This window comes from Pseudomonas sp. MYb541, assembly GCF_037479595.1.
GTDB classification, from domain to species: Bacteria; Pseudomonadota; Gammaproteobacteria; order Pseudomonadales; family Pseudomonadaceae; genus Aquipseudomonas; species Aquipseudomonas canadensis.
Window position 1 is genome coordinate 22,310 of the sequence record NZ_JBBGYS010000013.1, and the last position, 19,389, is coordinate 41,698.

Below are 19,389 nucleotides of genomic sequence, written 5' to 3' on the forward strand. Positions count from 1 at the left end.
AAAATCATTGGGCGAAAAAGGCAGCCATTATAGGGGCGCGGGCGCTAAACAGAAACATCGAAGGGGATAAGACTGATGGAGTGTCGGGGATAGACATGTGCATACATGTGAGAACCAGCTTTTGTGGAGCTGGCTTGCCTGCGATGCAGGCACCTCGGCTTTTCAGTTGCACCGAGGTGATGCCATCGCGGGCAAGCCCGGCTCCCACAGGAACCGCGCCCACAAAATTTTTGCGGTGTTAGTGGAACAGGACTGCGGTCTTCTGCAGGGTCACCCACACACCCCACGCCAACGGAATACCCACCACCAGCCAGGCGGCAATCGCCAACGGCACGGTGCCAGGAGCAGCTTTCCACTCCAGGGAAGTAGTCGCGTCCGCGCCTTTGTCGTGGCCCAGCGCCTGTTCGGCGGCCAATTCAGCGTCGGTCATGAAGTACTTGTCGGCCACCGGACGAACCAGCAGGTTGCAGATGAAACCCAACACCAGCAGGCCGGCGAGGATGTACAACGTGATGTCGTAGGCCGCGGCGCGTTCAACGCCGATGCTCAGCTGGTATTCGCGAAGGTAGTTCACCAGTACCGGGCCCAGCACGCCAGCTGCAGCCCAGGCAGTCAGCAGGCGACCATGGATTGCACCGACCATTTGCGTACCGAACAGGTCGGCCAGGTAGGCCGGAACGGTCGCAAAACCACCGCCGTACATCGACAGGATGATGCAGAACGCCGCCACGAACAGCGCCACGTTGCCCAGGTGACCCAGGTTCGGGATCAGCGCGTACAAGGCAAAGCCCAGCGCGAAGAACACGAAGTAGGTGTTTTTACGGCCCAGGTAGTCGGAGAACGACGCCCAGAAGAACCGGCCACCGATGTTGAACAGGCTCAACAGACCGGTGAAACCCGCCGCAATGGCTGCGATGGAAGCCAATTGGCCCGCATCCAGTTGGCCGAACGGCACATCCACACCCAGCAGCTTGCCGCCGAACACTTCCTGCAGCAGTGGCGAAGCCATGCCGAGGATGCCGATACCGGCGGATACGTTCAGGCACAGCACCAGCCAGACCAAGCGGAATTGCGGGGTTTTCCACGCCACGTTCACGTGCACGTGACGGTGAGTGATCATCGCGTTGCTGGCCTTTTTCGCCGGCGCGGTCCAACCCTCAGGCTTCCAGCCGGTAGGCGGAACGCGGTAGGACAAGGCGCCGCCGATCATGAACACGAAGTAGATCGCAGCCATTACCAGGAAGCTCTGCCACACGCCCACGCTGTCGGGCGTGGCAAAGTGGCCCATCAAGGCTGCTGCCAACGGAGCGCCGACCATCGCGCCGCCGCCGAAGCCCATGATCGCCATGCCGGTCGCCATGCCGCGCTTGTCCGGGAACCACTTGATCAGGGTCGACACGGGCGAGATATAGCCCAGGCCCAGACCGATACCGCCAATGACCCCGGAGCCGATCCACATCAGCCAGATCTGGTGCGTATAGATACCCAACGCCGAGATCAGCAGACCACCGCACCAGCACAATGCCGATACAACACCGGCCTTACGTGGCCCGGCGTGTTCCAGCCAGCCGCCCCAGATCGCTGCCGAGCAGCCCAGGAAGATGAAGAACAGGGTGTAGATCCAGCCCAACATGGAGATGGGCCAGTCGCATTGGGACGAGAAGACTTGGGTGATGAAGCTCATGTCCGGCGCGCAGGCGACCGGCTTGGTGATGCCCAGTGCCTTGGACAATGGCAGCCAGAACACCGAGAACCCGTAGGCCATGCCGATGCACAGGTGGATGGCCAGGGCGGCCGGTGGAACCAGCCAGCGGTTGAAGCCGGGCTTGGCGATGATACGTTCCTTGGACAGGAACGCAGGCTGTGCGGCAGTTGAACCTGCCACAGTGCTAGTGCTCATTGGTGTTTCCCCCAGTTGTTAGTATGTGTCCGTCAGGCGCTCTCTCCCTCGGCCTTGCACGCAAAGCGTTGGCCGTTGTTGTTGAGTAAAGCTCCATTTGAGCGCGACGCTATGTCGCAGAAGGCAGACGAACCTGCGCAGATTAGCACCTGTGGATGACAGAAAAACCAAACTGATATCACCTTTTTCAGGAAATCTGTTTTGTTTGACGCCAAAAACCCGTTTCCCCGTCCCTGGATACAATGTAACGATCGGGGCACTGACGCAGGCCGTCGGGCGTTATACTCTGCGGCTAAATTTTGAAATCGACATACAAGGACTCGCCCATGAAAGCGTTCGGCAAAATCCTGGGTCTGGTACTTCTCGGGCTGTTGCTGATCATTGTGGCTCTAGGCTTTGCCCTGACCCATCTCTTCGATCCCAACGACTATAAAGACGAGATTCGCCAGATTGCCCGCGACAAGGCCCACATCGAGCTGACGCTCAATGGCGATATCGGCTGGAGCCTGTTCCCCTGGCTCGGCCTGGAACTGCACGAAGCCAGCGTGGCGACCCTGACCGCGCCGACCCAGCCATTCGCCGACCTGCAGATGCTCGGTCTCTCTGTACGCGTGCTGCCGCTGCTGCGCCGCGAAGTACAGATGAGCGATGTGCGCGTCGAAGGCCTCAACCTGCGCCTCAACCGTGACAAGCAAGGCCACGGCAACTGGGAAGACATCGGCAAGAACGTGACCGAGGCGACCGTCGGCAGCCCAGGCTCGACCGAGAAACCCTCCGAACCCGAACCGGAAAAACCCTCGAAGCCCATTCGCCTGGACATCGACAGCCTGACGGTCAACAACGCTCGCGTCGAATACAACGACGAGCAGACCGGCAAGCAGTTCAGCGCCGAAAGCATCCAACTGAGCGCCGGTGCCGTGCACGAAGGCGCCAGCATTCCGGTGAAGCTCACTGCGTTCTTCGGCAGCAACCAGCCGGTGATGCGCGTCAAGACCGAACTCAACGGCAACCTGCGCATCCAGCGTGCGCTCAAGCGCTATCAGCTTGAAGACATGAAGATCAGCGGCGAAGCCACGGGCGAGCCGCTGCAAGGCAAGACCGTGACGTTCTCCACCCAGGGCCAATTGCTGGTGGACCAGGCGGCCAATATCGCCGAATGGACCAATATGAAGTTGTCGGCCAATCAACTGCGCGCACTGGGCGAGCTGAAGGTCAACGATCTGGACAAGACTCCGCAGCTCAGCGGCGCGCTGTCCATTGCCCAGTTTGACCTGGCCAAGTTTCTCGACGGTGTTGGCCACCCGCTGCCTCCCATGGCCGAGGGCAGCCTGAGCAAGGTCGAACTGGTCAGCCGCCTCAAGGGCACGCCGAGCAGCCTGGCCCTGGAAGACCTGAACCTGAAACTCGACGGCAGCACCTTCACCGGTCGCCTCGCCGTGGAGGATTTTGCCAAGCAATCCCTGCGCGTCCAGCTCAAGGGCGATACCTTCAACGCCGACAACTACCTGCCGGCCAAGTCTGAATCCGCCAAGGGTGTAGCCGCAGCCCGCCAGGCCGAAGTACAGAACAGCGAAGCCGGTGCCATGGCCGCCGGCGGCACCACACCGCTGCCCGACGCACCGACCAAAGGCGCCTGGAGTACCGACAAACTGCTGCCGCTGGCGCGTCTGCGCACGCTGGATGTGAACGCCGACCTGGCCTTCGGCCAACTGACCTTGAGCAAGCTGCCAATCCAGAATGCGGCGCTCAAGGCGTCGGGCGTCGATGGTCAGCTCAAGCTCGATACCCTGAGCGGTGGCCTCTACAACGGTACTTTCCAGGCCAACGGCAGTCTCGATGTGCGCCAGGATATTCCGGTGCTGGCGCTGCAAAGCCATATCAAGCAAGTGCCGGTCGAACGCATCCTGCAAGCCCAAGGGCAAAACCCACCGGTGAAGGGCCAGATCACCCTCGACAGCAACCTCACGGGCCGTGGCAATAGCCAGAAAGCCCTGATCGACAGCCTCAACGGCACCGCCAGCTTTGTGATCAACAACGGTGTGTTGCTCAACGCCAACCTCGAACAGCAACTGTGCACCGGTATTGCCCTGCTCAACCGCAAGACCTTGAGCAGCACACCGCAAGGCAAGGACACGCCGTTCCAGGAGTTGAAGGGCAACCTGACCTTCCGTAACGGCGTAGCCAGCAACCCTGACCTGAAAGTGCGCATCCCCGGCCTGACCGTCAATGGCAACGGCGACATCGACCTGCGTGTGCTGGGCATGGATTACCGCGTAGGCATCATTGTCGAAGGCGACCAGCGTGCAACGCCGGACCCGGCCTGTCAGGTGGGCTCGAACTTCCAGGGTATCGAAGTACCGCTGCGCTGCCGTGGCCCACTGGAGCTGGGCGCCAAGGCCTGCCGCCTGGACAAGGACGGCCTGGGCCAGGTCGCCATCAAAGCGGCCGGCAACCGCCTGAACGAAAAGCTGGAAGAGAAGCTCGACAAGGTTAATCCACAACTCAAAGACGCTTTGAAAGGCCTGTTCAAACGATGAGAAACGAGCAGTTTTCAACGGCGGTGCTGGACTGGTACGACCGCCACGGTCGCCATGACCTGCCCTGGCAACAGGGCATCACGCCTTATCGGGTGTGGGTCTCGGAGATCATGCTGCAGCAGACCCAGGTGAGCACCGTGCTCAACTATTTCGACCGTTTCATGGCTTCGCTGCCAACGGTCGAGGCCTTGGCCGCCGCGCCGGAAGATGAAGTGCTGCACTTGTGGACCGGCCTGGGTTACTACACCCGGGCGCGCAACCTGCAAAAGACCGCGAAGATTGTCGTGGCCGAGTACGGCGGCGAGTTTCCCAAGGATGTCGAGAAGCTCACCGAGCTGCCCGGCATCGGTTTGTCCACGGCTGGTGCGATCGCCAGCCTGAGCATGGGCCTGCGTGCACCGATCCTCGACGGCAACGTCAAACGCGTGCTGGCACGCTTTACCGCGCAAGAGGGCTACCCAGGCGAGCCCAAGGTGGCCAAGCAGCTGTGGGCCACCGCAGAACGCTTCACGCCTCATGATCGGGTCAACGCCTACACCCAGGCGATGATGGACATGGGCGCCACGCTCTGCACCCGCAGCAAACCCAGCTGCCTGCTGTGCCCACTGGAAAAAGGCTGCGAAGCCCACATGCTCGGCCTGGAGACGCGCTACCCAATCCCCAAGCCGCGCAAGACTATTCCGCAGAAGCGCACGCTGATGCCGTTGCTGGCCAATGCAGAGGGCGCGATCCTGCTTTATCGCCGCCCCTCTACAGGTCTGTGGGGCGGCCTGTGGAGTTTGCCGGAGCTGGATGACCTGCAAGACCTGGAACACCTGGCCCACCAGCACGCGCTGGAGCTGGGCAAGCAACAGGCGCTGCCAGGGCTGATCCACACCTTCAGCCACTTCCAACTCGCCATCGAACCCTGGCTGGTCCAGGTCGAGGAATCCGCCCATCACGTGGCCGAGGCAGACTGGCTCTGGTATAACCTCGCCACCCCGCCGCGCCTGGGCCTTGCCGCCCCGGTAAAAAAACTGCTGAAGCGCGCGGCCGACGTATTGAATGCAGGAGTTCCGTCATGACCCGCACCATCATGTGCCGCAAGTACAAAGAAGAATTGCCAGGCCTCGAGCGCCCTCCGTACCCAGGCGCCAAGGGCCAGGACATTTTCGAGCACGTCTCTGCCAAAGCCTGGGCCGACTGGCTGAAACACCAGACCCTGCTGATCAACGAAAAGCGCCTGAACATGATGAACGCCGAAGACCGTAAATACTTGGCAGGCGAGATGGACAAGTTCTTTTCCGGCGAGGAATACGCCAAGGCTGACGGCTACGTGCCGCCTGCTCAATAATTGATCAAAAACCGGGGTCTGCACGTAAGCGACGGTAATAATTAAATATTTTTTGAAAACTTGCTTGACGACCCCCTGAAAAACCCGTTTAATGCGCCCCGTTGCCCAGATAGCTCAGTCGGTAGAGCAGGGGATTGAAAATCCCCGTGTCGGCGGTTCGATTCCGTCTCTGGGCACCACTATTCAGTTTCAGGTGGTGCAAACGTCATCTGAAACACACAAGAAACCCGCCTAGTGCGGGTTTTTTGTTGCCTGGAAGTTACCTGGAATTTATCGGCCTAGCCTGAGGCGATTCAGCATCACCCCAGAAGACCTTTCACTTTTCATCCCACATCAACGTAAACACCGCCACCCGCTCCTGATCGGAGATCTGAAAGCCCCGCTCCTCGACTCGATCAATCCAACCCTGCGCCGACAGCTTCTCGCCAAACCGCACCAGGCGCCCATAGCGCTTGAAGACAGCTCTCAGCACATTGATCATCGCAGGGTAGCTGCAGCCGCCGTCGAAGCAGATGCTCAACCAGCCAATTCGCGAACGGCCGATCACGTGGCCACAGTCAGGCCGCTTAAAGTCCTTTTTCGTCATATCCATGAGGCTTCCAGTACGGCAATTCCAAAAAAAACTCAATTGAATGACTGATCGGTCATCCAGTTGGCGAACATACAGCAACTTGCTGAGTCATTTCAGCAAAAACACCATCAGTGGATTGTCGTTCAGCCGCCCCTCAAAGGTCGGCGCCTGACGCTCAAGCGGCGTCCCCTGCAGCAGCGCGGTCTCCTTGCGCGACACAATTACCCAGGCGGGCCGAGGCAAGCCCTCCAGCCCCTCGAGCTGTTGACCGCCGACAAACAGCGGTTGCTCATCATGGTCCAGGTTCATCATGTAGCGCACCGCCCAGGTGTCTCGCCCCAGATTGATAAACACCAGCGGTCCAGGCGTCTCTGCACGCAGTGCTTCTACCTGACCGACAAACTTGCGGGTATCGAACTGCATATCCTTGGACGGCTCCACCACCGTCACCAACAACAACCATTGCGCCAGCAATGCGATCAGGCTGAGCCACACCAACCGCCCCGCTCGTCGCCAGGCGATCAGCGCCGCCACTTGCAAGACCCCTAACACGCCAATCAGCAACGGCAGCGAAACGTCAGGCCAGTAACCATGCTTTTGCCACGCATGTCGACAGACGAAGACTACAACCACGCACAACACCGGTAGTGCCACGACCAGCCCTTCGTAGCATCGGCGCACGCCCGAGAGCCAACTCGGCGCCTGGAGCAGCCCATAGGCCGCGACAGCCGCAAACATCGGTACCATCGGCAGGATGTAATAGGTGCGCTTGAAGTGCGGCACCGACAGCCCGAGCAAGATCATCAAGCCGCAGGCGCCGAGTCGCACCACCAGTTGCATGTCGCCTTCGAACCGCTCGGACCAGCGATGACGCAGCGCAATCAGGGTGGCCAGCGCCAACGGCACCACCGGGAAGTAGCGGTAGAGGCTCAACTGGAAGTAGAAATAAAACGGTTCTCCAGCTTCATCGAGACGACCGCCCACCTGCATCCTGAACACCTCGTCTGCAAAGGCGTCGCCCCCACTGATGCGCGCCAACTTCATCAGCAACCACCAACAGATTGCCAGCAGCACCAGGCCAACAGCGCCGTGAATCAGCACCTGCTTCACTCGCTCCCCTGGACTGCCCAACGCCCAGTACACACAGACCACGCCACAGACTTCGATCAACCCCAGCGGCCCGCGTATCGCAAAGCCCAGGATGAACAACGCAAACACCGCAAGTCGCCTCCAGCGCCCGCCACTGTGCAACAGGTAAAAACTTCCTACACACAACAACGCCACCATCTGATCCAGGCAGACAGAGCGGGATTTTTCGAGCAGTTGGGTGGTAAGCAAGGTCAACAGCACGGTGAGCAGCGCCCACTGGCGATTCGACGGGGCCAGCAAGCGGTAGATCAAGGCAACTACGCCAGCAGAAGCCAGAGCGGTGGGCAGCACATTGGCCAGATGATTGGGCGCGCCAAACAGTCGGGCAAACACAAAGCTGAAAAAGGTCGCGGTTCCAGGGTAATCCGCGTAGGGCTGACCATAGGTGGTCGGGAAAAGACTCGCGCCATGGCGAAACATTTCTTGCAGGAACAGCGCCCAGCGTCCGTCAAATCCTTGGGGCTGCTGATCCCAGATCCCCAGGGTGAACAGCAGCAGGGCAAACAGGAAAATGCCCAGGGATTCCAGGCGAAAACGGTTGCGGTGATCCATCGGTTGACCTGTCAGGTAAGGGGCGCCGACTTATGGTGCCGACTGCCCTGCTGAATAGCGCCTGAACAGACCTGAACATTCCCGCGTTTACCGACCTGCGGGCCACACCCATTTCGGGATCAACCGAACGTAAATCAGCTCACCAACGAGCTCGACCAGGGTTTGCAGGATCACTGCCGTCGCCGCCAACCCGCGCACGTCCTCAGGCAGCGCCAGCGCCAAGGGCAGTACCACCAGCGAATTGCGCGTCGATGCGCTGAACGTCACCGCCCTGGCCGTAACCGCAGGCAGCGCAAACAGCCGCGATGCCAGCGCGCCCATCAACGGCGCCATCAACAGGAAACCGACGTACACCGGGATCACCGGCAGCAACAGGTTGATATCCCGCACCACCGACGTGATCTGCGAACCGATCACCACAAATAGTACCAATGCCATCGCCGGCACCGGTATCCACGCCCAGCCGCCGTTCCAAGCACTGACGAGTGATGATCGCCGCGCCACTGAAGCCGTGAGAACAGCCAGAACCATGGGCAGCACGATCAACCAGAGGAATGCCTCGATAAACGGCTGCGCCTCAACAACCACTTCGGACTGCGCCCCTAGCATCACGCCCAGATAGATCGGCAAGAGCGCCAACTGCAGCAACAACAGCACCGGCGTCGCCGCCAGCATCAACCGCGAATCACCCTTGCCGATATGAGTAAACACCACCACGTAGTCGATGCACGGGGTCAGTAATACCAGCAACGCCCCTACCAGCAGTGCCGGGCGTCCTGCGAGGCCTTGGGTCAATGCCCACACCAGTAACGGAATGAGGATGAAGTTGGCGAACAGTAACGCTGACAGGAAGCGCTTGTTGGTCAGGCTTTGACGTAGGTCCAGAAAGGGTATTTGCAGGAACATTGCATACATCAGCACTGCGATGGCGGGTGTGATCAGTGTGCTGAGGTGGTGGGCGAATGAGGGGGCGAGCAGACCGAAACCGGCAGCCAGCAGCACGACTACGAAGTACAAAGAGACCTGGTTGCGTTCGAGGGTATCGCGGGTCATGAAAACGCCTTGGTGGATCGCAAAGGTGTAAGCCTATGTATCTATTGGCGCAAGGTCGAGTGGAGCGGAACCAACGGTCATAGCTGGCAACCTGCTCTTCAGTTTCAAACTCTGAAACGATGGGAGATAGCGGGATGCTCATAGAGATCTCCTCAATGGATGCCTGCCAGACGCGGTGCAACTACTGGCAAACTGGTGAACTGTTACTAAAAAAATAAGAAACCTATAAAGGCCGAGAACCCAATGAATTTGAACGACGCCTCTTTGCGATTGCCCTCGGCCTCACCTGCGCGCGACCACCGCGAATCCTTCAAGGAGACCGCCGCCGACGGTCACCTCATCGGCGGCTTCACCTGGCGACACATCAGAACCGATCCAACGCGGCCCGTGGTGATCATCAACGCCGCCACCTCCGTCCGCTGCCGCCACTACGCCCGCTTTGCCGACTACCTGTTCGCCCACGGCGTTGACGTCATCACCTACGACTACCGTGGCATCGGCGAATCTCGCAGCGGCTCATTGCGTGGCTTCAAGGCCTCATGGTCGGATTGGGGCGTGCTGGATTTCGAGGCAATGCTGAAGCGCGCGCAACGGGAGTTTCCAGGACAGCCGATTGATGTCGTCGGCCATAGCTTCGGTGGCTGCGCGGCAGGGCTCGGGGCGTCGGGCGCGGTCATTCGGCGAATGGTGACCGTAGGCGCACAGTTTGCGTACTGGCGCGACTACGCAGCGAGTGTGCGCTGGCGGATGTTTGCCAAGTGGCATGTGGCAATGCCGTTGCTGACGGCACTGTGCGGGTACTTCCCCGGCAAGCGCCTGGGCTGGCTGGAAGACACACCGGCGGGCGTGGTGCGGGACTGGAGTACACCGACGCCCAGCTACGAAACACGGCCCAGCGGGCGGGCCTTGGGCGAGCTGCCATTCAGTCGTGTAAAGGCGCAGATACTGGCCATCAGCATCACCGACGACCCGTTCGGGACCGTGGCCGCCATCGAGCGATTATTGGGTTACTTCGACGGCAGTGAGCTCACTCATCTGCGGATCGCGCCTGAGGACATTGGTGAAAAGACGGTAGGCCATTTCGCATTTTTTCGCAGCCAGTATCAGGATCGGCTGTGGCCGATTGCATTGGCGTGGCTTCTAAACGGCCAATTGGCTGCAGATACCCTTGGGATTTCCCTCAACCTGCGCTTCAATACCCCATCCCGATCCGAAACCTAGGACGCTGAGCCCATGGCCTCGCCGAACAAGCAGCAAAAACGTGCCCACCGGGCAAAGGCCAAGGCCAAGCAGAACCGTACCCAGCGCGCCGTAGCGACCAAACCGGATGCGTTTGCCGGCGACGACAGCCGCATTGACCTTGAGTCAGTGGATTTGACCGAGCTGTTCGTAGAGATGCGCACCGCAGGCGAGACCAGCCAACAAGCCCTGTGCGCCGTGTTCTTGGCCCACCCGTTGCTGGCACTGGTGCTGGAACAGGAAGGCGAAGAAGAAGCCACCGACTTTATCCTGGCAGCGCTGATCGAGTATCGGCAGTGGGCTACAGATACCGATGATGAAGCCGCAGCACTGGCGTGGATCGAGTCGCCGCAATTCCAGGCGGATTACGTGGCGGCCTCAAAAGAATTGTCACAACCTTGAACCTGTAGGAGCCGGCAAGCCGGCTCCTACAGTCATCGACTCAGTTTAGTTCAGTACCGCAGCGCCTACTCTCTGCGCCTTGCGACGGCTCGCCACAATCAGCCCCGCCACCACCACCAACAAGCTCAGGACACCGGTCGCAATAATCTCGATCCGATGCGCTTCCTGAAACAGCATGATGGTCAGCGTGCCCACGATGAACACCATCACCGCGTAGGTCAGGCCTGGGAACAGCCACATCTTGAAGACAATCTTCTCGCCCGCCGCCGTGCGTTTCTGACGCATGCGCAGTTGCGACACAGCGATGACCAGGTACACCAGCAGCGCAATAGCGCCGGAGCTGGCCAGCAGGAACTCGAACACTGCCGCAGGGGCCACGTAGTTGGCGAATACCGCCAGGAACGCCGCGCCAGTAGACAACAACACCGCCCAGTAAGGCGTGCCGCTCTTGTTGGTGCGCTTGGCCACCGCCGGTGCATCACCGCGACGGCCCAGGGAGAACAGCATGCGCGAGGCGGTGTACAGCGCCGAGTTCAAGCAGCTGGTCACGGCAACCAATACCACCAGGTCGACGATCAGCTTGGCATTCGGGATACCCATGCGCTCCAGCACGGTCTGGTAGGAACCTACGGCAGCCAGGGTCGGATCGTTCCATGGCACCAGGGACACCACAATGAAGATCGACAACAGGTAGAACAAACCAATGCGCCAGATCACCGAGTTGGTGGCCTTGGTAATCTGCTGGCCTGGGTTCTTCGATTCAGCGGCGGCGATGGTGACAATCTCGGTGCCCATGAAGGAGAACATGGTGGTCAGGATCGCGGCCAACACGGCGCCCATGCCGTTGGGCATGAAGCCTTGGGTGTCGAACAGGTGCGAAACGCCGCTGACCTGGCTGGTCGGCAGGAAACCGAAAATCGCAGCCAGACCAAGGATCACGAAGCCCACGATCGCCACAACCTTGATCAACGCAAACCAGAACTCGAACTCGCCGTAGTTCTTCACGCTAAACAGATTAGTCGCCGTCAGCAGCAAGGTGATGATCAGCGTAAAGGCCCAAATGGCTACATCCGGGAACCAGGCATGCAGGATGGTCGCAGCCGCGTTGGCTTCCAGCGGAATCACCAACACCCAGAACCACCAGTACAACCAGCCGATGGTGAAACCGGCCCAATGGCCAATTGCCCGGTCGGCGTAGGTGGAGAACGAACCGGTATCCGGCGACGCCACGGCCATTTCGGCCAGCATGCGCATCACCAACACCACCAGCGTGCCCGCAGCGGCGTAAGCCAGCAGTACGGCCGGGCCGGCGGCAGCAATCGCGTGGCCGGAGCCAACAAACAAACCGGCACCGATGACGCCGGCAATCGACAGCATGGTGACGTGACGCGGTTTGAGCCCCTGTTCGAGGTCATTGGAGCTTTGCGTACTACTCATTGACACACCTTTACGAGGAATTGCGAAAACGGTCCGCCCAGCCCGGGATCTTTCTCGTGAAAAGAAACCAACAGGGCGTTCTTTATTTTTTACGCAAGATTTGCGCCAAAATGTTACGGAGCCGCAATTGACGCGGGCTGTAGGACGTTTCAACATCACTCGCAAGTCATTGAGAACAATGGCATTCCGCTATAGCGTTACCGTGCGACCCACATTGAAGACGAATAAACGCACCATAAACACACACAAAAAGTACGTGACGCCCCACAAAAGGGCTGATATGCACCGTTTGCCCGGTTAACCCTTCCAACACCCGGCCAAAGCTGGCACCATCGCGCCCTTTTTTACGCGAAGCCTGCGGTTTTTCGGGTTCAAACGGATGTTCGGTTGTTGATGGCGCGACACGCTGCTGTGCCGATGCGACACCTTGCCGCACACCACCTGTTTACCGCCGGCCATGCTGTTGGCTGCCATCAAGACGCTATGCTAGCTTGGCGCCTCGCCAGGAAGGCGGCCCAACAGCAGGATTGCAACGAACACAATGAGGACCCCACATGGCCGAGGCCGCGCCCGCGCTTGAAATCCGCAACTTGCATAAACGCTATGGTGAGCTGGAGGTACTCAAAGGTATCTCGCTGACCGCTCGCGACGGCGACGTGATCTCGATCCTGGGTTCCTCCGGTTCCGGCAAGTCCACCTTCCTGCGCTGCATCAACCTGCTGGAAAACCCGCATCAGGGCCAGATCCTGGTCGCCGGCGAAGAGCTCAAGCTCAAGGCCGCGAAAAACGGCGAGCTGATGGCCGCCGACGGTAAGCAGATCAATCGCCTGCGCAGCGAAATCGGTTTTGTGTTTCAAAACTTTAACCTGTGGCCGCACATGAGCATCCTCGACAACATCATCGAGGCCCCTCGCCGTGTGCTTGGCCAAAGCAAACGCGACGCCATCGAAACGGCCGAAGCCCTGCTGGCCAAGGTCGGCATTGCTGACAAACGTCACGCCTACCCTGCGCAACTGTCCGGCGGCCAGCAGCAACGGGCGGCCATTGCGCGCACCCTGGCGATGCAGCCTAAAGTCATCCTGTTTGACGAACCCACTTCGGCGCTTGACCCGGAAATGGTTCAGGAAGTACTTAATGTGATCCGCGCGCTGGCCGAAGAAGGCCGCACCATGCTGCTGGTCACCCATGAAATGGGCTTCGCCCGTCAGGTGTCCAGTGAGGTGGTGTTCCTGCACCAGGGCCTGGTCGAAGAGCAAGGATCGCCACAGCAGGTGTTTGAAAACCCGCTTTCGGCGCGCTGCAAACAATTCATGTCCAGCAACCGCTAACGGAGCAACATGCATGCAGAACTATAAAAAATTCCTTCTGGCCGCGGCCGTCTCGATGGCGTTCAGCGCCACGGCCATGGCAGAAACCTTGAAAATGGGGATCGAAGCGGCTTACCCGCCGTTCAACAATAAAGACGCCAGCGGCAACGTCGTCGGCTTCGACAAAGACATCGGCGACGCCCTGTGCGCCAAGATGAAAGTCGAGAAGTGCGAAGTGTATGTGTCCGACTGGGACGGCATCATCCCGGCTCTGAACGCCAAGAAGTTCGACTTCCTGGTGTCCTCGCTGTCGATCACCGATGAGCGCAAGCAGGCCGTCGACTTCACCGACCCGTACTATTCCAACAAGCTGCAGTTCATCGCGCCTAAGGCCACCGCCGACTTCAAGACCGACGCTGCCTACCTCAAGGGCAAGACCATCGGTGCGCAGCGCGCGACCCTGGCTGGCACTTATCTGGAAGACGAACTGCCAGACACCACCGCCAAGCTGTACGACACCCAGGAAAACGCCTACCTCGACCTGACCTCCGGTCGCCTGGACGGTATCCTCGCCGACAAGTACGTGCAGTACGAATGGCTCAAGAGCAAAGACGGTTCGGCCTATGAATTCAAAGGCGACCCGGTGGTAGAAAGCGACAAGATCGGTATCGCCGTACGCAAGGGCGACCCACTGCGCGAGCGCCTGAACAAAGCCCTGGCAGAGATCAAGGCAGACGGCACCTACAAGAAGATCAACGACAAGTACTTCCCTTTCAGCATCGAATGATCTGAACGGTATGCCCGGCGCGCTCACTTGAGCGCGTCGGCTTTTTGCACTGCCTGCCGCGATATGAAAACACCATGAATTTCGATCTCTACGGATTCGGCCCGGCGCTTGCCGCTGGCGCGCTGATGACCGTCAAACTGGCGCTCACGGCCCTGTGCCTGGGGCTGGTGCTCGGCCTGGCCGGGGCCCTGGCCAAGACTTCGCCGTACAAGCCGCTGCAATGGGCGGGCGGTGCTTACTCGACTATCGTTCGTGGCATTCCCGAATTGCTGTGGGTGCTGCTGATTTATTTCGGCACGGTCAACCTGATGCGTGCCCTCGGTGAGTTCTTCGGCAACCCCGACCTTTCCCTTAGCGCCTTTGCCGCCGGGGTTATCGCCCTGGGCCTGTGCTTTGGCGCCTACGCTACGGAAGTGTTCCGTGGCGCGATCCTCGCCATTCCCAAGGGCCACCGCGAAGCCGGCGTGGCATTGGGCCTGTCGAAATTCAGGATCTTCACCCGGTTGATCATGCCGCAGATGTGGCGCATCGCCCTGCCGGGCCTGGGCAACCTGTTCATGATCCTGATGAAAGACACCGCGCTGGTATCGGTGATCGGCCTGGAAGAAATCATGCGCCATGCGCAGATCGGCGTGACCGTCACCAAGCAACCCTTCACCTTCTTTATGGTTGCCGCCTTCATGTACCTGGGCCTGACCGTGCTGGCCATGACCGGCATGCACTTCCTGGAAAAACGCGCCGCCCGCGGCTTTGCAAGGAGCACCCAATGAGCGGCGACTACAGCTGGCTGGCGCATTTCGACCTGGGCCTGAACTGGGCCGTGATCATCAAGTGGCTGCCAAGATTGGCCCAGGGCGCGACCCTGACCCTGGAGCTGGTAGCCATTGCCGTCATCGCCGGGCTGCTGCTGGCAATCCCACTGGGTATCGCCCGCTCATCGCGCCGCTGGTATGTCAGCGCACTGCCCTACGCCTACATTTTCTTCTTCCGTGGCACGCCCTTGCTGGTGCAGTTGTTCCTCGTCTACTACGGCCTGGCGCAGTTCGACTCCGTGCGTGAGAGCTTCATGTGGCCGTACCTGCGCGATCCGTTCTGGTGCGCCACCGCCACCATGACCCTGCACACTGCGGCCTATATTGCCGAGATCCTGCGCGGCGCGATCCAGGCCATTCCGCCGGGTGAGATTGAAGCGGCGCGTGCGTTGGGCATGTCCAAGCCGAAGACACTCTTCTACATCATCCTGCCACGCGCCTCGCGCATCGGCCTGCCGGCGTACAGCAACGAAGTGATCCTGATGCTCAAGGCCAGCGCCCTGGCCAGTACCGTCACCTTGCTGGAATTGACCGGCATGGCGCGGACCATCATCGCCCGCACCTATTTGCCGGTAGAAATATTCTTCGCCGCCGGGCTGTTCTACCTGCTGATGGCCTACATTCTTGTGCGCGGCTTCAAACTGCTGGAACGCTGGCTACGCGTCGATGCCTGCCAAGGACGTTGAGGCACGCTTCCAGGCGCTGGATGCGTTCCTGATAGAGCATCAAGGGCTGTGGAAACCACGGCCCTTTACTCACCTGCACTTACCTTGGGAAACCGAGCACCCCGAACTCGCCCAGTGGCTGCGCCAACGGTCGTTGGCCGATGCGGAAGCCAGTCACAACCAGCCCTTTGACCTGCCGGCGCCGGCACCTTTTCCACAACTCGCCGTGCAAGCCCGACAGCTCAGTGCTGTGGATAAGTTACCGACGCAGCCCCTGCCCCCGGCTCACCATCGCCTGAACGTCGATGTGCCGGGCCGCAAGTGGGAACAGATCGAAGCCTTCGGCGCGGTGCTGCAGTTTGCACAAACGCCCAAGCATTGGCTGGATTGGTGTGCGGGCAAGGGTCACCTCGGACGCCGCCTGTTACAAGCCGGCCAAGCACTGACCTGCCTGGAATACGACCCGGCGCTGATCGCCGCAGGCCAAGCCTTGAGCGACCATCACCGCCTGCCGGTCACCCATCGTCTGCAAGACGTGATGGCCGACGTGGCAATCAACTCAGCACACACGCCCGTCGCCCTGCATGCCTGTGGCGACTTGCATGTGCGGCTGATGCAACTGGCGAGCACGGTCGGCTGCAAACAGCTTGCATTGGGGCCCTGCTGCTACAACCGCATCAACGCCGATTCCTACCAACCACTGTCCAACGCCGGCCGCGCATCACGGCTGCAGTTATCGATCGATGACCTCGGCCTGCCGCTGAGCGAAACCGTCACCGCAGGCAAACGGGTGCGTCTGCAACGGGACACGTCCATGGCGCGGCGCCTGGGTTTCGATCAACTGCAACGTGAACTTCGTGGCGTCGACGAGTACCTGCCTACACCCTCCCTGCCCGCCAGCTGGCTGGACAAACCCTTTGCCGACTATTGCCAGGAACTGGCCAGCCTCAAAGGGTTATCCACAGGCGAACAGGACTGGACGGGCCTGGAGGCGTGCGGCTGGCGCCGCCTGGCGGAGGTCAGAAATCTGGAATTGGTACGCGGTCTATTCCGGCGCCCGCTGGAAGTGTGGCTGGTGCTGGATCGGGCATTATTTCTCGAAGAAAACGGCTACAAGGTCCAGATAGGCACTTTCTGCGAACCCGTACTGACACCGCGCAACTTGATGGTGCTTGCCGAGCGCGAATAAAGGGCAAATTTGTCGCAGCACAGCCTGTGGATAACTCTGTTGATGAAATCTTTACGGAGCCTGTAGCCATCTGCGCTGCAGGTCACAAACCGAGCTGGTCATTTTTTGTTCACAAAATAAAACGCACGCAAAACAGGCAGTTGCGGCGTGATGAGAACAGCTCCACAAAATGGCTGTTTAGTGACAGCTGCATCCAACCGATTGTGCATAAGCATCTGGCGTTCAACGTATAACCAACGCTTCAGTCGCTTGTTTTTGGCGCCTTCAACAACCGGCAAAGATCGTTGATATCGTCAGCTGCCAGCCCCTTCTCCACGCTATCCAATGGGTCGACACCAAACGCCAGTGCTTCGTTGATCGCTATGTCGCGGTGCACTTGCAGCGCCGCTTTCCCCAGCCTTTGCGTGAAGGCCTCGACCATGTCCAGGCTGAAGGCATTCCTTTCATCCACTTGGTTGATGACCACTTGCACGCGAGGCGGGTGTTGACCTTCAAGATGCGGGGCAAGCAGTACATCCAGATGGTCAAGGGTGCCCAGGCATGCCGCATCTGCCTGCACGATGACCAGCACCACATCGGCAACGCTCAGCGCTTGATGGAAGTAGACGTTGTTACCGGCGGGGGTATCGATGATCACCGTATGCCGCGCACTCAAGTCCAGGGACGCGAGGTGTTGAGCCAGCCAACACGGCTCGTGCTTGAGCCAGCGCTCCAGGTTTTCCTGCTGTGGGATATCGACTTCGCCAAAGGGGATCACCTGGCAGCCAGCGAAGCTAAGCTGTTGAAGCGGGCTCCATGGCCCATGTTCCAGGCTGGTGCGCCCGATGCCCGGCAACGCCGGACTCACGCCGAAGTGGAGATGCAAGGCGTTCTGCGGGTCTAGGTCCAAAGCCACGACGGACTCGCCCTGGCGTTGCAGGCCGCTGCTCAAGGCGGTGGCCAGGGTGCTACGGCCGACGCCGCCATTGATCGACACCAGCGCCACCGCTTTTGGCTTGAGGGGCACGGTGTCTGCGTCCTGGTTGACGGCAACATCATCCGCACGGGGAATACTGCCGAAGAAATGCAAACGCGACTCCATGCCGCGCTCATCCTGGCAGATGTCCTTGCCGAGCAAGGCTAGAAGACCATCAGTAATGCCCATAACAAACCCCTCATCACGGCGAAGCTCAAAGACGTGAAAAGGTCAGCTGATACGACTGCTTACCGCAGGTCTTTTTGTGGTCGCCCTAGTGCAAGCAGTCTGCTTCAGGAGCGTAAAAGTGTCATTATTTTGATGAGATAGTTGCCTATTTTTTAGACAAACGGCAAATAGTCAAATTACTGACCAATACTGATCACATCGTAGGGTGTTTGCAGATCCCGCTCCGGAATCTCCCAAATCAACAACTTAGGCGGCGTTTGCTTGAAAGCCGGGCTTTCAAAATAGGTCTTGGCCGCGCCGGAGAATTCGCCACCGTCTTTGCTGAAATTGCCGACCGGCGCATTCAGGGCCTTCTGCAGGAAGCCAACAAAGTTGGAGTTACGCGAAAACGAGGTGCCGATCAGTGCCACATTGGGCAGCCCCGCGTCGCCAAACAGGTCATCAGCATTGCTGGTCGCGCCACCGGTTTCATGGGCGGTACTGGCAGCAACTGACTCGCCGGCTGGCTGCAACTTGGGCGGCAACCAATCGAGACCTGCCAGGCGTACCAAATCACCGGGGCGCACGGCGAGCGGTGCCTGGCTAATGTCGAAGGTTTGTTCCGGCGTGGCCTTGATGCCGCGTTGCTGGATACGTTGCGCCAGAGCCTGGGCACCGGCGTTGGAGCCGATTTCGCTCCAGTGAGTATCCGTGCGCAGGTAAGCCTCGGCGCCCAGCGGCTTGAGCGTATCGGTCAGGTCCAGCGCGGAAACGCCGGAAGCCTGCAACAACTGGGTCCAGTCCTGGATCCGGCTATCGAGCACCGCCGGGCGGTACAGGCCGCAGCGTTGGGCGGCGGCAATGCGGCTCTTGTCCGGCACCACCACCACTTGCAGATCGATACCTTTTTGACTCAGTTGTTTTTGCAGGTCGATCACCGCCTGGGCCTTGGTCTGAGCATTGGCTTCGGCGTGACGGTTGATGCGCAACTCATCGCTGATAAACAGCCAGCCAGGACACCCCGGACGCACGCGCGGCCCGGTATCGCCAAACGCCAGCCAGCTGCCACCACGCTCCAGGTTCGCGGCCTGGATCGCCATCGGCGCCTTGGCCAGCTCCTTGGCAAAACGGTGGGTCAGGTCGCCGTGCAGCAGCATGTCGCTGTCGACCTTGGCCGGCATATAACTGATCGGCCCCTTCACCATCAGCCAGGCGCAGGAGATCAGTCCCGCCGCCAAAAAGGGCACCAACACCCAGGCCGCCAGGGGGCTGGTGCGAACGGCCAGGTCGCTCGGTGGAGTCGGCGCGGTAGGAGCAGGCATGGTCGGGCGTC

Annotated in this window: 17 protein-coding genes, 1 tRNA gene and 1 pseudogene; 11 read left to right on the forward strand and 8 right to left on the reverse strand. The window is 59.9% G+C overall.

Annotation, left to right across the window (positions count from 1 at the left end):
- Positions 1-238: 238 nt before the first annotated feature.
- Positions 239-1,900, reverse strand: a complete 1,662-nt coding sequence (locus WH299_RS10190) for an OFA family MFS transporter (RefSeq protein ID WP_028615364.1) — start codon at positions 1,898-1,900, stop codon at positions 239-241.
- Between the two features lie 326 nt (positions 1,901-2,226).
- Here WH299_RS10190 and WH299_RS10195 point away from each other — a divergent pair, with 326 nt between their 5' ends.
- The 4 genes from WH299_RS10195 to WH299_RS10210 all read left to right on the forward strand — a co-directional run bounded on the left by WH299_RS10195 (position 2,227) and on the right by WH299_RS10210 (position 5,949).
- The gene (locus tag WH299_RS10195; protein WP_339550198.1) at positions 2,227-4,437 is read left to right on the forward strand and encodes an AsmA family protein; all 2,211 of its coding nucleotides are present in this window, start codon (positions 2,227-2,229) and stop codon (positions 4,435-4,437) included.
- On the forward strand, positions 4,434-5,501 hold the full coding sequence (mutY, locus tag WH299_RS10200; protein ID WP_122730392.1) for an A/G-specific adenine glycosylase: 1,068 nt from the start codon (positions 4,434-4,436) through the stop codon (positions 5,499-5,501). The genes WH299_RS10195 and mutY overlap by 4 nt, the downstream gene beginning before the upstream one ends.
- The gene (locus tag WH299_RS10205) at positions 5,498-5,770 is read left to right on the forward strand and encodes an oxidative damage protection protein (protein ID WP_065875784.1); all 273 of its coding nucleotides are present in this window, start codon (positions 5,498-5,500) and stop codon (positions 5,768-5,770) included. Before mutY ends, WH299_RS10205 begins: the two co-directional genes overlap by 4 nt.
- Positions 5,771-5,873: 103 nt before the next feature.
- A tRNA-Phe gene (locus tag WH299_RS10210) sits at positions 5,874-5,949 on the forward strand.
- A 137-nt stretch (positions 5,950-6,086) separates the two neighbouring features.
- Here WH299_RS10210 and WH299_RS10215 read toward each other — a convergent pair.
- From WH299_RS10215 to WH299_RS29650, 4 genes and pseudogenes are all read right to left on the reverse strand, one after another.
- Positions 6,087-6,362: a hypothetical protein gene (locus WH299_RS10215; RefSeq protein ID WP_126569697.1), complete on the reverse strand. Its 276-nt coding sequence runs from the start codon at positions 6,360-6,362 to the stop codon at positions 6,087-6,089.
- An 87-nt stretch (positions 6,363-6,449) separates the two neighbouring features.
- A complete protein-coding gene (locus WH299_RS10220; RefSeq protein ID WP_339550200.1) occupies positions 6,450-8,042 on the reverse strand; it encodes an ArnT family glycosyltransferase in 1,593 nt (530 codons plus the stop codon).
- A gap of 87 nt (positions 8,043-8,129) precedes the next feature.
- Positions 8,130-9,095 carry an arsenic resistance protein gene (locus tag WH299_RS10225; protein WP_339550201.1) on the reverse strand — a complete coding sequence of 322 codons (966 nt, stop codon included), beginning with the start codon at positions 9,093-9,095 and terminating at the stop codon, positions 8,130-8,132.
- A 61-nt stretch (positions 9,096-9,156) separates the two neighbouring features.
- Positions 9,157-9,237, reverse strand: a pseudogene (locus WH299_RS29650) (antitoxin); the annotation flags it as partial.
- Between the two features lie 101 nt (positions 9,238-9,338).
- On the opposite strand from WH299_RS29650, the gene WH299_RS10230 reads away from it, so the two are divergent.
- A complete protein-coding gene (locus WH299_RS10230; protein WP_339550203.1) occupies positions 9,339-10,316 on the forward strand; it encodes an alpha/beta hydrolase family protein in 978 nt (325 codons plus the stop codon).
- 12 nt (positions 10,317-10,328) lie between these two features.
- Positions 10,329-10,736: a hypothetical protein gene (locus WH299_RS10235; RefSeq protein ID WP_028615356.1), complete on the forward strand. Its 408-nt coding sequence runs from the start codon at positions 10,329-10,331 to the stop codon at positions 10,734-10,736.
- A 45-nt stretch (positions 10,737-10,781) separates the two neighbouring features.
- On the opposite strand, the gene gabP is transcribed toward WH299_RS10235, so the two are convergent.
- On the reverse strand, positions 10,782-12,173 hold the full coding sequence (gene gabP / locus WH299_RS10240; RefSeq protein ID WP_028615355.1) for a GABA permease: 1,392 nt from the start codon (positions 12,171-12,173) through the stop codon (positions 10,782-10,784).
- A gap of 554 nt (positions 12,174-12,727) precedes the next feature.
- Between gabP and WH299_RS10245 the strand changes: the two genes are divergently transcribed.
- The 5 genes from WH299_RS10245 to WH299_RS10265 all read left to right on the forward strand — a co-directional run bounded on the left by WH299_RS10245 (position 12,728) and on the right by WH299_RS10265 (position 16,933).
- Positions 12,728-13,501 carry an ABC transporter ATP-binding protein gene (locus tag WH299_RS10245; RefSeq protein WP_122730383.1) on the forward strand — a complete coding sequence of 258 codons (774 nt, stop codon included), beginning with the start codon at positions 12,728-12,730 and terminating at the stop codon, positions 13,499-13,501.
- A 13-nt stretch (positions 13,502-13,514) separates the two neighbouring features.
- A complete protein-coding gene (locus tag WH299_RS10250; protein WP_028615353.1) occupies positions 13,515-14,267 on the forward strand; it encodes an ABC transporter substrate-binding protein in 753 nt (250 codons plus the stop codon).
- 74 nt (positions 14,268-14,341) lie between these two features.
- Positions 14,342-15,037, forward strand: coding sequence for an ABC transporter permease (locus WH299_RS10255; RefSeq protein WP_126569701.1), 696 nt, complete (start codon positions 14,342-14,344; stop codon positions 15,035-15,037).
- Positions 15,038-15,075: 38 nt separating this feature from the next.
- A complete protein-coding gene (locus WH299_RS10260) occupies positions 15,076-15,765 on the forward strand; it encodes an ABC transporter permease (RefSeq protein ID WP_122730738.1) in 690 nt (229 codons plus the stop codon).
- Entirely contained in the window at positions 15,746-16,933 is a 1,188-nt protein-coding gene (locus tag WH299_RS10265) for a methyltransferase (protein WP_339550205.1), read from the forward strand. Before WH299_RS10260 ends, WH299_RS10265 begins: the two co-directional genes overlap by 20 nt.
- Before the next feature lie 241 nt (positions 16,934-17,174).
- Here WH299_RS10265 and bcsQ read toward each other — a convergent pair whose 3' ends face one another.
- Positions 17,175-18,077: a cellulose biosynthesis protein BcsQ gene (gene bcsQ, locus WH299_RS10270; RefSeq protein WP_323623218.1), complete on the reverse strand. Its 903-nt coding sequence runs from the start codon at positions 18,075-18,077 to the stop codon at positions 17,175-17,177.
- Between the two features lie 176 nt (positions 18,078-18,253).
- Entirely contained in the window at positions 18,254-19,378 is a 1,125-nt protein-coding gene (locus tag WH299_RS10275; protein ID WP_122730376.1) for an alginate O-acetyltransferase AlgX-related protein, read from the reverse strand.
- Between the last annotated feature and the right edge of the window lie 11 nt (positions 19,379-19,389).

Excerpts from the sequence above, each read along its gene's own strand:
- WH299_RS10190 (WP_028615364.1), bottom strand. The coding sequence starts at position 1,900 with ATGAGCACTAGCACTGTGGCAGGTTCAACTGCCGCACAGCCTGCGTTC.
- WH299_RS10195 (WP_339550198.1), top strand. The coding sequence starts at position 2,227 with ATGAAAGCGTTCGGCAAAATCCTGGGTCTGGTACTTCTCGGGCTGTTG.
- mutY (WP_122730392.1), top strand. The coding sequence starts at position 4,434 with ATGAGAAACGAGCAGTTTTCAACGGCGGTGCTGGACTGGTACGACCGC.
- WH299_RS10205 (WP_065875784.1), top strand. The coding sequence starts at position 5,498 with ATGACCCGCACCATCATGTGCCGCAAGTACAAAGAAGAATTGCCAGGC.
- WH299_RS10215 (WP_126569697.1), bottom strand. The coding sequence starts at position 6,362 with ATGGATATGACGAAAAAGGACTTTAAGCGGCCTGACTGTGGCCACGTG.
- WH299_RS10220 (WP_339550200.1), bottom strand. The coding sequence starts at position 8,042 with ATGGATCACCGCAACCGTTTTCGCCTGGAATCCCTGGGCATTTTCCTG.
- WH299_RS10225 (WP_339550201.1), bottom strand. The coding sequence starts at position 9,095 with ATGACCCGCGATACCCTCGAACGCAACCAGGTCTCTTTGTACTTCGTA.
- WH299_RS10230 (WP_339550203.1), top strand. The coding sequence starts at position 9,339 with ATGAATTTGAACGACGCCTCTTTGCGATTGCCCTCGGCCTCACCTGCG.
- WH299_RS10235 (WP_028615356.1), top strand. The coding sequence starts at position 10,329 with ATGGCCTCGCCGAACAAGCAGCAAAAACGTGCCCACCGGGCAAAGGCC.
- gabP (WP_028615355.1), bottom strand. The coding sequence starts at position 12,173 with ATGAGTAGTACGCAAAGCTCCAATGACCTCGAACAGGGGCTCAAACCG.
- WH299_RS10245 (WP_122730383.1), top strand. The coding sequence starts at position 12,728 with ATGGCCGAGGCCGCGCCCGCGCTTGAAATCCGCAACTTGCATAAACGC.
- WH299_RS10250 (WP_028615353.1), top strand. The coding sequence starts at position 13,515 with ATGCAGAACTATAAAAAATTCCTTCTGGCCGCGGCCGTCTCGATGGCG.
- WH299_RS10255 (WP_126569701.1), top strand. The coding sequence starts at position 14,342 with ATGAATTTCGATCTCTACGGATTCGGCCCGGCGCTTGCCGCTGGCGCG.
- WH299_RS10265 (WP_339550205.1), top strand. The coding sequence starts at position 15,746 with ATGCCTGCCAAGGACGTTGAGGCACGCTTCCAGGCGCTGGATGCGTTC.
- bcsQ (WP_323623218.1), bottom strand. The coding sequence starts at position 18,077 with ATGGGCATTACTGATGGTCTTCTAGCCTTGCTCGGCAAGGACATCTGC.
- WH299_RS10275 (WP_122730376.1), bottom strand. The coding sequence starts at position 19,378 with ATGCCTGCTCCTACCGCGCCGACTCCACCGAGCGACCTGGCCGTTCGC.